Below are 14,202 nucleotides of genomic sequence, written 5' to 3' on the forward strand. Positions count from 1 at the left end.
GACCGCGCGGAGCCACCCCCTGAGACCACTGCGGCACCTCCGACAGCCCGCCGACATCCCCCATCGGCGGGCTGTCGGTCATCTGTCGGGGGATTGTCGGTGGCGGCCTGTTCCATGGTGGACATGACGCGATCACACACCAACGCCGTCGAGGTCCGGGGCCTCGTGAAGCGGTTCGGCGAGACGAGGGCCCTCGACGGGGTCGACCTGGACGTCCGCGAGGGCACCGTCCTCGGGGTCCTGGGGCCCAACGGCGCCGGAAAAACCACCCTCGTCCGCTGCCTGTCCACCCTCCTCGTGCCGGACGCCGGCACCGCCACCGTCGCCGGCTACGACGTGGTGCGGCACCCCCGGCAACTGCGCCGCACCATCGGCCTCACCGGCCAGTACGCCTCGGTCGACGAGAAGCTGTCCGGCTGGGAGAACCTGTACATGATCGGGCGGCTGCTCGACCTCTCCCGCGCCGATGCCCGGCGCCGCGCCGACGAGATGCTGGAGCGCTTCTCGCTCACCGAAGCGGCCAAACGTCCCGCGATGAACTACTCCGGCGGCATGCGGCGGCGGCTCGACCTCGCCGCCTCGATGATCGGACGGCCCGCCGTCCTCTACCTGGACGAGCCCACCACCGGGCTCGACCCGCGCACCCGCAACGAGGTCTGGGACGAGGTCCAGCGGATGGTCTCCGAGGGCGTGACGGTCCTGCTCACCACCCAGTACATGGAAGAGGCGGAGCAGCTCGCGAGCGAGCTGACCGTCATCGACCGGGGCCGGGTCATCGCCAAGGGCGGCGTCGACGAGCTCAAGGCGAAGGTCGGCGGCCGGACCCTGAAGGTCCGCCCCACGGATCCGACACAGTTGCCAGCCATGGCCGCCGCGCTCCGGGAGACCGGCCTCGACGGGGTCGCCGGCGCGAGCGTCGTGCCCGACGAGGGCGCGCTGTACGTGCCGATCCTCGCCGACGAGCAGCTGACCGCCGTCGTGGCCCTGCTGGGGGCGCGCGGTTTCGGCATCGCCCACATCGGCACCCACCTGCCCAGCCTGGACGAGGTGTTCCTCGCGATCACCGGCCAGAAGACCGCCGATTCCGACGCGCTCACCGAGGAGGTCGCCGCATGAGCACGACCACGGTCACCAAGAACCCGCCCCGGACCGGAGGTTCGGGTGCTTCCCCGGCACGGACCGCACCGGCCGCGGAGGGCCGGATCGGGCTGCGGGCCAATCTGCGCCACATCGGCGCCCTGGCCCGGCGCAACGCCCTCCAGATCAAGCAGGACCCGGAGTCGATGTTCGACGCCGTGCTGATGCCGGTCATCTTCATCCTGCTCTTCGTGTACGTCTTCGGCGGCGCCATCGCCGGCAAGGGCAACAACGACGCCTACGTCAACTACGTGACGCCCGGCCTGATGGCGATGATGGGCATGAACATCGCCATGGCCGTCGGGGTCGGCATCAACGACGACTTCAAGAAGGGGGTCATGGACCGGTTCCGGACGATGCCGATCGCCCGCTCCTCGGTCCTCATCGCGAAGATCGTCGTCGAGATCGGCAGGATGCTGATCGCCACCGCCATCCTGCTCGGCATGGGCTTCCTGCTCGGCCTGGAGATCCAGACCTCGGTCTTCCACCTCTTCGCCGCCATCGGCCTGTCGATGGTCTTCGGGGCCTCGCTCATGTGGATCTTCATCCTGCTCGGCCTCACCCTGAAGACGGCCCAGGCCGTCCAGGGCATGGCCATGCTCGTCCTGATGCCGCTCCAGTTCGGCTCCTCGATCTTCGCCCCGCCGACCACGATGCCCGGCTGGTTGAAGTCCTTCACCGACTACAACCCGCTGTCCAACCTCGCCGACGCGGCCCGCAACCTGATCAACGGCGGACCGGTCGCCCACTCGGTGTGGATGACCCTCGGCTGGGCGGCGCTGATCACCCTCGTCACGGCTCCCCTCGCGGTCGCCAAGTTCCGCAAGAAGACCTGAGCCGGAACCGCGGGATCAGGACTCGGCGCGCCCACCGATCGCGTCCGCGGCGCGACCGAGCAGGGCGGCGGCCTCCTCCACGGAGAGGCCGTCGCCCTCGGCGCGTGCCGCCTCGAAGTCACGGTCCCCGAGGACGGACCTGCACAGTTCCGTCGCCCGGGCCAGGTTCTCCCGTTCCACGGGCGGCGACAGGTGCCCCGGCGGGACCAGTCCCTCCTGTGCGCCGAGGAGCACCGCGCCGGTCCTCGCCTCCGGGCCGCCGAGCCCCGCGAGGGCCCAGGCGGCCGTGACGAGGTGGGCCGCGGGCATCTGCGGGGCCACCATCATCGACAGTGCCCCGAGGGAACGCTCGTACGCCTCTGCGGCCAGGGAGAACGCGGAGCCGTGGCGTCCGTCGAGGTTGTCCAGCCAGCCCAGGCTGCCGAGGGTGAAGCCCTCGAAGACGGAGAGGGTCTCGGGACCGAACTCCTTCCGCAGCGCGTGCAGGTGGTCGCGCGCCTCGGCGGTGCGACCGCTGCGGCCCAGCGCCAGGGCGAGGAAGACACGGGCGCCGAGCAGGGGTTCGTGGCCCCGGCCGTGGCCGCCGTCCACGATCTCGCGCAGGATCGCCTCCCCCTCGGCGAGCCGGCCGGTCTCGACGAGCGTGCCGGCGTACCGGGCCCGCAGCAGCGCCGTCTGCGACTGGGCGCCGATCCGCTCCGCATGGCCGATCGCGGCGGCGAAGTCCTCGGCCGCCGCCTCGAAGTCGAGCCGTCGCTCACGGGATTCCGCACGGGCGGAGAGCGCCTCGGCCGCGCCCCAGGCGTCACCGAGCCGTATGAAGAGCTCCAGGCTCTCGTCGGCGTCGGCAATGGCGGCGACGGCCAGGTCGGTCCGGTTGGCGGACATGTTGGCCCGCATCTGGAGGGCGTTGGCGAGCTCCCAGGCGTAACCGTGGCGCCGGCAGGCCTCGACGGTCGTGTCGAGGAGTTCGCGCAGTCGACCGGCCTCACCGATGAGGAGGAGGGCGAAGACCGCGAAGGACCCGGGCAGCCGGCAGGTCTGGGGCAGACCCGGTGCGTAGACGGCGGTCATCTCCCGCAGTCGGCGCACTCCTTCCGGGGTGGTCCACCGCGCGGTCTCGTGGTCCATGTTGATCAGTTCGACGAGTCTCACCCCGCGCCTGGCCTCCCATCGCTGTTCTTCGGAGAGCGGCGGGGGCGCGGTCGTGCAGGGCTCGTGCAGCGGGACGACGGGGGCGGCGGGCGGGGCGAACGGGTCGGGGCCGAGGGCGGCCGCGGCCCTGGACCAGTACAGGGCGTCGGCACGCAGGTCGCGCATCTGCCAGTACCAGAGCAGCGCGTGGACGAGGACGAGCGCCTCGTCCTCGTCGCGGGCGTCCACGGCACGGCGCATGGCGGTGCGGACGTTCCCGTACTCGGTGCCGAAGCGGGCGACGGCCGCGGACTGGCCGGAGCCGCGCAGTTCGGGGTCGGTGCGGCGGGCCAGTTCGCGGTAGTGGGTGAGGTGCCGGCGCTCGGTGCCGGCCCTCTCCCCGGCCTCGTCGAGGCGTTCTCCGGCGTACTCGGCGACGGTTTCCAGGAGTCGGTAGCGCATGCCGTCCTCGCCGGGCACGGCGACGACGAGGGATTTGTCGACCAGGGAGCCGAGGACGTCGAGGACGTCGAGGACGTCGAGGACGTCGCCGACGTGCTCGCCGGGGGCGCCCTCCCCGGCTGCGGCGGGCGGTCCGGCGCACACCGCCTCGGCCGCTTCCAGGTCGCAGCCTCCGGTGAAGACCGCGAGGCGGCGCAGGACGGCCCGCTCGGCCCCGTCGAGGAGGTCCCAGGACCAGTCGACGACCGCGCGCAGGGTCTGCTGGCGGGGCAGCACCGTCCGCGCACCGGAGGTGAGCAACCGGAAGCGGTCGTCGAGCCGGTCCGCGATCTGCCGCAGGGTCAGCATCCGCAACCGGGCCGCGGCCAGCTCGATCGCCAGCGGCAGCCCGTCCAGGCGCCGCACGACCTCGGCCGCCGCCTCCGGGTCCTCGTCGACCCGGAACCCCGACCGGACCGCCGCGCCGCGCTCGCCGAGGAGGCGCACCGCCGGCTCCGTCGCCAGCGGGCCCACCGGTCGGACCGCCTCTCCCGGGACGCCCAGGGGTTCCCTGCTGGTCGCCAGCACCCGGAGCTCCGGGCAGCGGGCGAGCAGCGTCGCGGCGAGTTCGGCCGCCGCACCGATCAGGTGTTCGCAGTTGTCGAGGAGGAGGAGCATCCGGCGTCCGGCGCAGTGCTCGACGAGCCGGACGAGCGGGTCGCCCCCGCCCCTCAGTTCCTCGGCGCCGGCACCGCGGAGCACGGTCTCGCGGGCGCCGACCGCCACCAGGACCGCCTCGGGAACGGCCTCCGGATCCCGTACGGGGGCGAGTTCCGCCACCCACACGCCGTCCGGCCAGTCCCCGGCGCCGCGCTCGGCCGCCTCTTGCGACAGTCGGGTCTTCCCGGCCCCTCCGGGCCCGAGCAGCGTCACGAGCCGCGCGCCCCTCAGGTCCTCCCGGACGAGGGCGATCTCCCCGTCGCGTCCGACGAAGCTGGTGAGCCGGGCCCTCAGGTTTCCCGGTACGGGGGCGGGGGTGCGCGGATGCCCGGGGGCGGCCGGCGGTCCCGGGGTCCGGGCGAGGAGTTCGGCGTGGAGGGCGCGCAGGGCCGGCGACGGGTCCGTACCGAGGCGGGTGGTGAGGGTGCGGCGGACCGACTCGTACGCGGCGAGGGCCTCGGCGGCCCGTCCGGTGTCCCGCAGGGCGCGGATCCTGAGGGCCTGGAGCGGTTCGTCCAGGGGGTGGGTCGTGCAGAGGGCGGTGAGCTCGGGGAGGGCGGCGGGAGCGTCGCCGAGGGCGAGGGCGGCGTCGAGCCGGGTGCGGCGGGCGTCGAGCCGGCGGGCCTCCCAGCGGGCGGCTTCCGCATCCCGGTCCGGCAGGTCGGCGAGGGCGGGCCCGCGCCAGAGTCCGAGGGCCTCGTCGAGGAGGGCGGCGGCGCGGGCGGGATCGCCGGCCGCGAGGGCTGCGGTGCCCTCGGCGGCGAGGCGCTCGAAGCGGCGGGCGTCCACGTCCTCGGGCCGGGCTTCGAGTCGGTAGCCGCCTTCGGCGGAGACCACCCGGTCGCGGCCGAGGGCGCGTCGGAGCCGGCCGACGAGGGCCTGGAGGGCGGCGACCGCGTCGGCCGGCGGGTCGTCGCCGTGCCACACCTCGTCGACGAGGTGGGCCACCGGAACGGTCCGGCCGGCCCGCAGGGCGAGGGCGCAGAGCAGGGCACGGACCCGGGGGCCGCCGACGGCCACGTCGGTGCCGTCGGGGGCGTGGGCGAGGGTCGGGCCGAGGACGGAGTAGCGCACGCCCCCATTGTCCGCGAGAACGGTTCGCGCCCCGTCGGAAGGACGTTCCCGGGGGCGGGCCGGACCGCCGGAGGCCGCCCGGGGGGCGGAACTCGGCCCGGCACCCGGTACGTTTCCCGCACACCAGCACTCCGTCCCCCGGGAGCCCCCGCAATGACCACGGCCACCCATCAGCGCCACGAACGGCGGATCAGCCCCGTCTTCCTGGCGATCCTCGCCGTCATGGCCGTCACCGGCTGGGCGGTGTGGACGGACTTCGCCGCCTCGACGGGCCTGGCGGTCTTCCTCTTCGTGACCTCGGCGTGGGTGGTGTCGCTCTGTCTGCACGAGTACGCGCACGCCCGGACCGCCCTGCACGGCGGGGACATCACGGTGGGCGCGAAGGGCTATCTGACGCTGAATCCGCTGGCGTACACGCACGCGGTGCTGAGCATCGTCCTGCCGGTGCTCTTCGTGATCATGGGCGGGATCGGTCTGCCGGGCGGCGCGGTCTTCATCGAGCACGGCCGGGTCAAGGGCCGTTGGAAGCACAGCCTGATCTCGGCGGCGGGCCCCTTGGCGAACGTCCTGTTCGCGCTCGTCTGCACGGCTCCGTTCTGGCTGGACGCGCTGGAGGGGGTGCCGGTCGCCTTCCGGTACGCGCTGGCGTTCCTGGCGTTCCTCCAGGTGACCGCGGCGCTCCTGAACTTCCTGCCGGTGCCGGGGCTGGACGGTTACGGGGTGGTGGAGCCCTGGTTGTCCTCCAAGGTGAAGCGGCAGGTGGAGCCGTACGCGCCGTACGGCTTCTTCATCGTGATCGCGTTGTTGTTCGTGCCGGCGATCAACACCGCCTTCTTCGACGCGATCGACGCCCTGTTGCGTTCGCTCGGCGTGCCGGAGCTGAGCCGGTACTGCGGCTCGCAGTTGTTCCGGTTCTGGGAGGAGACCCCGGAGTTCTGCGGGGCCTAGGCGTACCGCCCGACGGGGCCGGGGACGCGGGTGGGGCGAGTGCGCGGCGCGCCCACCGCCGATCCGCCGTGAGCCGGGGCGGGACCACGGGGTCCCCGTCGAACCAGACGTCCGGGCGCGCCGCCGAACAGGGTAGCTTGAACGCGTTCAAGGAATCGAGCCCTGGGGGGCGGCCATGCGGGGCACCGCGTGCGAGAGCGTTCATCCGTGGCAGATCGGTCTGGTCGTGTGCGCCGTGATCACACCGCTCCTGCCGATCATCCCCTCCGGGGACCCCCTCTTCGCGCTCCCGCCGGTGATCGCGACCACGGCGCTGACCGCCGCACCGCTGTTGTTCCACGCCCGACCCCCCGCCTTCCGGTGGGCCACCGGGGCCGTCTCGGCAGTGCTGCTGCCGTGGTCGCTGATCGGCTCCTGGTTCGGGATGTTCGTCTTCTTCCCGTCGGCCCCCCTCCTGCTCCTCTCCGCCTTCTCGGACCCGCGGCGACACCCGGGGGCCGCAGGGTTCCTGGCGGGTGCCGGCCTCCTGCTGGCGGCGGCGGTGACGCTGTCCTGGTGGGGCCGCGGGCACTGAGGACTTCGGGCACGGACCGTCCGACGTCCGGTCGCACCGCCCGGGCCGTCCGGCGGGACGGACCTCGCCCGATGGGGCCCTAGCCCCGGGCGGCGGCCTTCTCCGCCTTCGCCCGGCGCAGGTAGTACCAGGCCATGTTGGAGGAGAGGCCCGCGAGGAGGACCCAGACGACGCCGAGGAAACTGCCCTGGACGAAGGAGACGACGGCCGCCGTGACGGCCAGGGCGCAGACCACGAGGGCGTAGAGGGCGAGGCGGGGCATGGGGGGCGGCTCCTGTCCGGGTGCGGCTGATGGTGCCCGTCCAGTGTCCCCCATGCCCGCCGCGGTGCGGGGACCGGCTCAGACGTCGGTGACCCGGAGCCCCGCATGGGCCTTGTAGCGGCGGTTGACGGAGATCAGGTTGGCGACGAGCGACTCGACCTGGTGGGCGTTGCGCAGTCGGCCGGCGAAGACCCCGCGCATGCCGGCGATGCGACCGGCGAGGGCCTGGACGACCTCGACGTCGGCGCGCTCCTCGCCGAGGACCATCACGTCCGTGTCGATCTCCTCGATGGAGGCGTCCTTGAGGAGGACGGCCGAGAGGTGGTGGAAGGCCGCGGTGACCCGGGAGTTCGGGAGGAGCGCGGCGGCCTGCTCGGCGGCGGAGCCCTCCTCGGGCTTGAGGGCGTAGGCGCCCTTCTTGTCGAAGCCCAGCGGGTTGACGCAGTCCACCACCAGCTTGCCGGTGAGCTCCTCGCGGAGGGACTCCAGGGTCTTGGCGTGCCCGTCCCACGGCACGGCGACGATCACGACGTCGCTGCGGCGGGCGGTCTCGGCGTTGTCGGCGCCCTCGACGCCGTGGCCGATCTCCGCGGCCACGGCCTGCGCGCGGTCGGCCGCGCGGGAGCCGATGATCACCTTCTGGCCGGCCTTGGCGAGCCGGTAGGCCAGGCCGCGGCCCTGGTCGCCGGTGCCGCCGAGGACGCCGACGACGAGGCCGGAGACGTCGGGGAGGTCCCACGGGTCCTTGGGGGCGGGCTTGCTCTCAGTCGTAGTCATGGCCCCGACATTACCGACGGGTCGGGTCGTCCGGGACGACCGAGCGCTACCAGCGGGCCGGCGGCGGGGCCGTCAAGCGGTCCGCGAGGCCCGAGAGCCGGTCGCGGAAGCGACGGCTCCCCCGGGGGGAGGGCAGGCTGTTCTCCCCGGCCGCCGCACTGACCAGGTGCTGCACGGTGTCCAGGTCGACCCCGGCGCCCGGCGCCACCGTGAGCGCCTCGTGCGCCAGGCCCGCCAGTTCCTCGTCGCCGCCGTCGAGGGAGAGGACCGTCGCGCCCGCCCGCCGGGCGTCGTGCACCCGCTGCAGCAGCCCCGCGTCCGGCCGCTCCGGTGTCACCAGCAGCAGCGTCGCCCCGCGGCCCGCGGCCTCCAGGCGGCCGAGCCCGACCGCCAGGTGCGCCGGGGCTCCGGGTCGCACCCGGTGCCGGACCAGGGTCGGCACCAGCTCGGGCAGCCCCGACCAGGCGGATTCGTCGACCAGGTGGGCCGCCAGGTGCCAGGGTTCGTACTCTTCCGTCCCCACCAGGAGCAGTCCTCCCCGCTGCGGTGCGACCGAGGTCCGAAGCACGCCCGCGAACCGGCGCGCGGCCTTCGGCCACTCCGTCCCGGCGAGCACTTCCCTCAGCAACGCGACCCGTACGGCATCCATGGGCCCGCATCCTGCCCGAGCCGGCGTCCGCGCGCGGCGGATCGGGCAGGTTCCACCCGTAAGGGAGCCCCGGTGGCGGCGGATATTCGGTTGCCCGCCGTCGTGCGGGGACCGGAGCATGGCCCCTCGTGACCTCCCTCGTTCCTTCCGCTTGGGCGAAGCTCGCCGCGGTGCTGCCCGATCTGACGCCCTGGCGTTCGTCCCGCGACTTCCGGCTCCTGTGGGTGCAGGGGCTCGTCACGTACTTCAGCAGTGCGATGGCGATGATCGCCCTGCCGCTGCAGATCAAGGAACTGACGGGTTCGCCGCTGGCGGTCGGTGCGATGGGCGCGGTCGAGCTGGTGCCGCTCGTGGTGTTCGGCCTGTACGGCGGAGCGCTCGCGGACGCGGTCGACCGGAGGCGGGTGATCGTCTGGACCGAGGCGGGCCTGGGAGCGCTGGCGCTGCTCCTGCTGCTCAACGCCCTGCTCCCGGAGCCGATGCTCTGGCCGCTGTACGTGGTCGCGGCCGGGGTCTCGGCGCTGGCGGGGCTCCAGCGGCCGGCGCTGGATTCGCTGCTCGCCCGGATCGTGCCGCACGAGCAGCAGACCGCGGCGGCGGCGCTGAACTCGTTGCGCTGGCAGGTGGGCTCGATCGCGGGCCCGGCGCTCGCGGGTCTGGTGGTGGCGTACGCGGGTCATGCCCCCGCCTACGGGGTGACGCTCGCCGGTTTCGCGGTCTCGGTGCTCATGTGCCGTCGGCTCTCCCCCGCACCGGCCGCGCACGACGCGGAGAAGCCCTCGCTGCGGGGCATCGCGGCGGGCGCGCGGTACGCCTGGTCGCGACCGGTGCTGCTCGGCACGTACGCGGTCGATCTGGCCGCGATGTTCTTCGCCTTTCCGAACGCGATCTTCCCTTTCCTGGCGGACGAGTTGGACGCGGACTGGTCGCTCGGCCTGATGTACGCGGCGGGCGCGGTCGGCTCCCTGGTCCTGGGCCTGACCAGCGGGTGGACGTCCAGGGTGCGGAGGCACGGACTGCTGGTGGCCGGGGGCGCGGCCGGCTGGGGCCTGGCGATCGCGGCGGCGGGCTGGTTCGGGAACGTCTGGGCGGTGCTGTTGTGCCTGGCGCTCGCGGGCGCGGGCGACATGGTGAGCGGTCTGGGGCGGGCCACCATCTGGAACCAGACGATCCCGGAGGAGCTGCGCGGCCGGCTCGCCGGCATCGAGGTGCTCTCCTACAGCGTGGGCCCCCAGCTGGGCCAGGTCCGGTCGGGTGCGATGGCCGGCTGGACCGGTACCCGGGCGGCCGTCTGGTCGGGCGGCGTGGCGTGCGTGGCCTCGGTGGGGCTGCTCTGCCTGGCGCTGCCGAAGCTCCTCGGGTACGACTCGGCTACCGACCCGGACTCCTTGCGCCGCAAGGCCCAGCGGGAAGCCGCGGGAGAAGCGGCCCGGGACGGGCAGGAGTCCGCCCCGCAGCAGGCCGCCGGGGCCGCCTGAGCGGTCCCGGCGGGCCTAGCGGTCCGGACGTGCTGCCCGGCGTCGCGCGGTCACTCGTCCGGGCTCCGGTCCTTTCCCGCGGCGTCGTGCCAGCGCGGGTCGGTCTCCCACTCCAGGTTCCGCTCGCGTGCGGTCTCCATGGCGTGGGCGGCCTCTTCCCGGCTGGTGTACGGGCCGAACCGGTCCTTCGCCGGGCACTCCGGTCCTTCCTCGACCTTCTTGTGCTCCAGGCAGTAGTACCACTCGCCGGGCTTGCCCACGGTGCGCTTCTTGAACAGGGCCATCGTCGTCGGCTCCTTCCTTCGTGACCATGCTGCCCCAGACCCGGTCGTTAGACTCGCTGGCATGTCTGGCCAGTCGCTTCTCGTTCCGGGGGAGCTCTCCCCCCACCGCTCCGTTCCGGGCTCCATCCGTCGCCCCGAGTACGTCGGAAAGCCCGCCCCGGCTCCGTACACGGGGCCGGAGGTGCAGGATTCCGACACCATCGAGCGGATGCGGATCGCCGGCCGCATCGCCGCCCGGGCGATGGAGGAGGCCGCCAAGCACATCGCCCCGGGCGTCACCACCGACGAACTCGACCGGGTCGCGCACGAGTACATGTGCGACCACGGCGCCTATCCGTCCACACTGGGCTACCGCGGCTTCCCCAAGTCGCTGTGCGCCTCGATCAACGAGGTCATCTGTCACGGCATCCCCGACTCCACCGTCCTGAGGGACGGCGACATCGTGAACCTGGACGTCACCGCCTACATCAACGGCGTCCACGGCGACAACAACGCCACCTATCTCTGCGGCGACGTCGACGAGGAGTCGCGACTGCTCGTGGAGCGCACCCGGGAGTCCCTGAACCGGGCGATCAAGGCGGTGAAGCCGGGCCGCCAGATCAACATCATCGGACGGGTCATCGAGTCCTACGCCAAGCGCTTCGGCTACGGCGTCGTGCGCGACTTCACCGGGCACGGCATCAACACGTCGTTCCACTCCGGCCTGATCGTCCCGCACTACGACTCGCCCCACCACACCACCGAGATCAAGGCCGGCATGACGTTCACGATCGAGCCGATGCTGACGCTCGGCACCCACGACTACGACATGTGGGACGACGGCTGGACCGTGGTGACCAAGGACCGGAAGCGGACCGCACAGTTCGAGCACACGCTCGTGGTGACGGAGAGCGGTGCGGAAATCCTGACGTTGCCCTGACCCCGCAAACGGGTAGCGTCTTACCGACAGGACGTCGGGAACCGGTCGGCCGGGCAAGCCCCGCTCGACGGGACCGTCACCGGTTCCCGTCCCATTCGGTCCCGGAGGCATGCCTTGACCACGCCGTTCTCGACGCTCATCCGCACGGCCTCGCACGAACAGCACACGGAGGCGGAGTCCTCGTCCTTCATGGGGGACCTCCTGGGTGGGCGCCTCGCCGTCGCCGCGTACGCGCGCTACACGGAGCAGCTCTGGTTCGTGTACCGGGCCCTGGAGGAGGGCGCGGAGGCCCTGCGCGAGGACCCGGTCGCCGGGCCGTTCATACGGTCCGAGCTGTTCCGCACGGCAGCCCTGGAGCGGGACCTGGCCCATCTGCGCGGGCCTGGTTGGCGCGCCGGGCTCTCCCCGTTGCCCGCCACCGCCGCGTACGCCGAGCGGGTCGCCGAGTGCGCCCGCGACTGGCCGGCCGGCTACGTGGCCCACCACTACACGCGCTACTTGGGCGACCTGTCGGGCGGCCAGATCATCCGCGACCGGATGGAGCGGACCTGGGGGTTCGACCGCAAGGGCGACGGCGTCCGCTTCTACGTCTTCGAGGGGATCGTGAACCCGGCCGCGTTCAAGCGGACGTACCGGGAACTGCTGGACGGGGTGAACGCCGACGACCTGGAGAAGCAGCGGATCGTCGACGAGTGCCGGAGCGCCTTCCGCTTCAACAGCGCGGTCTTCCGCGAGCTGGGCGGGGAGTTCCCGCTCAGCGCGTGAGGGTCGGCTCAGCGGGCGAGCGTCCCTTCCAGGCGGACGCGTCCGCCGAGCTCCACGATGCCGCCGGGGCCGGGGGCGGTGAGCAGCTGCGACCCCTGGCCCTGCCTGATGTTCAGGGCCCGCCCCAACTCGGCCGTGAGGAGCAGCGCCGCCGCTCCGGTCGCCTCGTCCTCGTCGATGCCGTCGCCGCGTCCGGGGAAGGCGCGCGCCCTGATACGCCCCGCAGCCTCCTCCTCCCAGGCCCAGGCGTAGATCCACTCCCCCGGCTCGGGCACCTCCAGGGCGTCCACTTCGGCGACCGAGCCGTACTGGCGCAGGGTGCGCGGCGGCACCCATTCGGCGCGCGCCTCGATCCAGGTGAACTCCCCGTCACCGCGCACCCACACCTCACCGGCCGGCGGCTGGACGACCTCCAGATCGAGCAGCCAGGCGGCGCCGACGAGCGGGTGTCCGGCGAACGGAAGCCGTACGCCCGGCGTGTAGATGTCGACGACACCGCGCTCGGGGTCGTCCACGAACACCGTCTCGCTGAAGCCGAGCTCCTTGGCGAGCGCCTGCCGGGAGGACTCGTCGGGGTGGGTACGGGCGTCCCGCACGACTCCGAGGCGGTTGCCGTACCGGCCGTCGCCCGCACAGAAGACCCGCAGGACGTCGATGTCAGTGGCGGTCGTGTTCATGCCGAAATTGAACCATCCGGAAGGGAGTGGCAGGGGTCCGACCTCGCACGGCGCACCCGTCCCGGGGGGCAGGACGACCGTGACACCGGGACGGAAGGCGTCACCTGCGCCGTACCGCCAGAAAGTCATGGATAAGCGGCCCTTTTGCCACAAGCAGCACCATCATCATGCAATTCGCCCCGCTTGACCCTCCCTTGACCAATCCATGAGGGCCCCATGGCCCCCCTGTGACCACTCCGTGTCCTCCGTGCCCGGCCTGAGAGCTGAATCACGGGATGGGTGGGTACCACTGAGGTAAGCCTCGGTTAAGTTAGGTCCGCCTCAGCACCGTCCCCGCGTTCCTGGAGTCCTCATGCGAGCCGTCCGTCTCTCCGTCGTCACCGCCGCCGCGACCGCGGCAGCTCTGACCGCCGTCACGGGTTGCGCGGAGAAAAGCGACGCCAAGGCGGGGGACGAGGTCGTCACCGTCATCGCCAAGGACGACTCCTGCGAGGTGTCGAAGCAGGAGTTCCCGGCCGGACACGTGCAGCTGACCGTCGAGAACCGCGGCTCCAAGGTCACCGAGGTCTACGTCCTCTACCCGGACGACCGCATCGTCACCGAGCGCGAGAACATCGGCCCCGGCACCAAGGCCACGCTCACCGCGGAGATCAAGGCCGGCGACTACCTCATCGCCTGCAAGCCCGGCATGAAGGGCGACGGCATCCGTCAGCCGGTCAAGGCCACCGGCAAGGGCGCCACCACCGCCAAGCGCTCCCCCGAGATGGACGCCGCCGTCGCCGCCTACCGCCAGTACGTCCAGGCGCAGGCCGACACGACCCTGCCCAAGGTGAAGGTCTTCACCGACGCCGTTCGCGCCGGTGACGTCGAGGCCGCGAAGAAGGCCTACGCAGAGTCCCGCATCGGCTGGGAGCGGACCGAGCCCGTCGCCGAGTCCTTCGGCGACATCGACCCCAAGGTCGACGTCCGCGAGGACGGCCTGGAGGACGGCCAGGACCCGGCCACGGACTGGACCGGCTGGCACCGCCTGGAGAAGGCCCTCTGGCAGGACAAGAAGATCGGCGACCGCGAGAAGCAGCTCGCCGACCTCCTCGACAAGGACCTCGCCGACTGGCAGAAGCGGGTCGGCACCGCCGAGATCACCCCGACCTCCATGGCCAACGGCGCCAAGGAACTCCTGGACGAGGTCGCCAGCGGCAAGGTCACCGGCGAGGAGGAGCGCTACTCCCACACCGACCTGGTCGACTTCAAGGCGAACGTCGAGGGCGCGCAGAAGTCCTTCGAGCTGCTGAAGCCGGTCGCCGCCAAGAACGACCCGAAGCTCGTCGCCGAACTCGACAAGCAGTTCGCCGCGCTGAGCACGCTGCTCGACACGTACCGCACGGACAAGAACAGCTACGTCTTCACCTCGTACGACAAGGTCGGCAAGGCCGAGCGCAAGGAGCTCTCCGACGGCGTCAACGCCCTGGCCGAGCCGCTCTCCAAGCTCGCCGCAGCCGTCGTCAAGTAGTCGTCGAGCCACCAGGG

Annotated in this window: 14 protein-coding genes; 8 read left to right on the top strand and 6 right to left on the bottom strand. The window is 72.4% G+C overall.

Annotated elements, in window-relative coordinates; translation table 11 throughout:
• Positions 1–114: 114 nt before the first annotated feature.
• Together ACFW2Y_RS19615 and ACFW2Y_RS19620 are read left to right on the top strand one after the other, a co-directional pair.
• On the top strand, positions 115–1,116 hold the full coding sequence (locus ACFW2Y_RS19615) for an ATP-binding cassette domain-containing protein (protein WP_384880549.1): 1,002 nt from the start codon (positions 115–117) through the stop codon (positions 1,114–1,116).
• A complete protein-coding gene (locus tag ACFW2Y_RS19620) occupies positions 1,113–1,973 on the top strand; it encodes an ABC transporter permease (protein ID WP_384880552.1) in 861 nt (286 codons plus the stop codon). The genes ACFW2Y_RS19615 and ACFW2Y_RS19620 overlap by 4 nt, the downstream gene beginning before the upstream one ends.
• 15 nt (positions 1,974–1,988) lie before the next feature.
• On the opposite strand, the gene ACFW2Y_RS19625 is transcribed toward ACFW2Y_RS19620, so the two are convergent.
• Entirely contained in the window at positions 1,989–5,342 is a 3,354-nt protein-coding gene (locus ACFW2Y_RS19625; protein ID WP_384880555.1) for a BTAD domain-containing putative transcriptional regulator, read from the bottom strand.
• 153 nt (positions 5,343–5,495) lie between these two features.
• Here ACFW2Y_RS19625 and ACFW2Y_RS19630 point away from each other — a divergent pair, with 153 nt between their 5' ends.
• Both ACFW2Y_RS19630 and ACFW2Y_RS19635 read left to right on the top strand, forming a co-directional pair.
• Positions 5,496–6,290, top strand: coding sequence for a site-2 protease family protein (locus ACFW2Y_RS19630; protein ID WP_384880557.1), 795 nt, complete (start codon positions 5,496–5,498; stop codon positions 6,288–6,290).
• A gap of 175 nt (positions 6,291–6,465) precedes the next feature.
• Positions 6,466–6,864, top strand: coding sequence for a hypothetical protein (locus ACFW2Y_RS19635; protein WP_384880559.1), 399 nt, complete (start codon positions 6,466–6,468; stop codon positions 6,862–6,864).
• Positions 6,865–6,943: 79 nt separating this feature from the next.
• Here the strand turns inward: ACFW2Y_RS19635 and ACFW2Y_RS19640 are convergent, their stop codons facing one another.
• The 3 genes from ACFW2Y_RS19640 to ACFW2Y_RS19650 are packed head-to-tail and all read right to left on the bottom strand — an operon-like array spanning position 6,944 to position 8,552.
• Entirely contained in the window at positions 6,944–7,180 is a 237-nt protein-coding gene (locus ACFW2Y_RS19640; RefSeq protein WP_384880562.1) for a hypothetical protein, read from the bottom strand.
• Between the two features lie 24 nt (positions 7,181–7,204).
• A complete protein-coding gene (gene npdG / locus ACFW2Y_RS19645) occupies positions 7,205–7,903 on the bottom strand; it encodes an NADPH-dependent F420 reductase (RefSeq protein WP_384880565.1) in 699 nt (232 codons plus the stop codon).
• Between the two features lie 46 nt (positions 7,904–7,949).
• Positions 7,950–8,552 (bottom strand): hypothetical protein, encoded by a 603-nt coding sequence (locus ACFW2Y_RS19650; RefSeq protein ID WP_384880568.1) that lies wholly within the window; start codon positions 8,550–8,552, stop codon positions 7,950–7,952.
• A 128-nt stretch (positions 8,553–8,680) separates the two neighbouring features.
• On the opposite strand from ACFW2Y_RS19650, the gene ACFW2Y_RS19655 reads away from it, so the two are divergent.
• Positions 8,681–10,030, top strand: a complete 1,350-nt coding sequence (locus ACFW2Y_RS19655; protein ID WP_384880571.1) for an MFS transporter — start codon at positions 8,681–8,683, stop codon at positions 10,028–10,030.
• A gap of 50 nt (positions 10,031–10,080) precedes the next feature.
• Here the strand turns inward: ACFW2Y_RS19655 and ACFW2Y_RS19660 are convergent, their stop codons facing one another.
• Entirely contained in the window at positions 10,081–10,314 is a 234-nt protein-coding gene (locus tag ACFW2Y_RS19660) for a hypothetical protein (RefSeq protein ID WP_384880573.1), read from the bottom strand.
• Between the two features lie 61 nt (positions 10,315–10,375).
• Here ACFW2Y_RS19660 and map point away from each other — a divergent pair, with 61 nt between their 5' ends.
• Both map and ACFW2Y_RS19670 read left to right on the top strand, forming a co-directional pair.
• Positions 10,376–11,233: a type I methionyl aminopeptidase gene (gene map / locus ACFW2Y_RS19665; RefSeq protein WP_384880576.1), complete on the top strand. Its 858-nt coding sequence runs from the start codon at positions 10,376–10,378 to the stop codon at positions 11,231–11,233.
• A 114-nt stretch (positions 11,234–11,347) separates the two neighbouring features.
• Positions 11,348–11,998: a heme oxygenase (biliverdin-producing) gene (locus ACFW2Y_RS19670; RefSeq protein ID WP_384880578.1), complete on the top strand. Its 651-nt coding sequence runs from the start codon at positions 11,348–11,350 to the stop codon at positions 11,996–11,998.
• Positions 11,999–12,006: 8 nt separating this feature from the next.
• Here the strand turns inward: ACFW2Y_RS19670 and ACFW2Y_RS19675 are convergent, their stop codons facing one another.
• Complete coding sequence (locus tag ACFW2Y_RS19675; RefSeq protein ID WP_384880580.1) at positions 12,007–12,675, bottom strand: PhzF family phenazine biosynthesis protein; 669 nt, start codon at positions 12,673–12,675, stop codon at positions 12,007–12,009.
• Positions 12,676–13,027: 352 nt separating this feature from the next.
• On the opposite strand from ACFW2Y_RS19675, the gene efeO reads away from it, so the two are divergent.
• A complete protein-coding gene (efeO, locus tag ACFW2Y_RS19680) occupies positions 13,028–14,185 on the top strand; it encodes an iron uptake system protein EfeO (protein ID WP_384880583.1) in 1,158 nt (385 codons plus the stop codon).
• The last annotated feature ends 17 nt before the right edge of the window (positions 14,186–14,202 follow it).

The organism is Streptomyces sp. NPDC058877, from assembly GCF_042742855.1.
GTDB lineage: Bacteria > Actinomycetota > Actinomycetes > Streptomycetales > Streptomycetaceae > Streptomyces.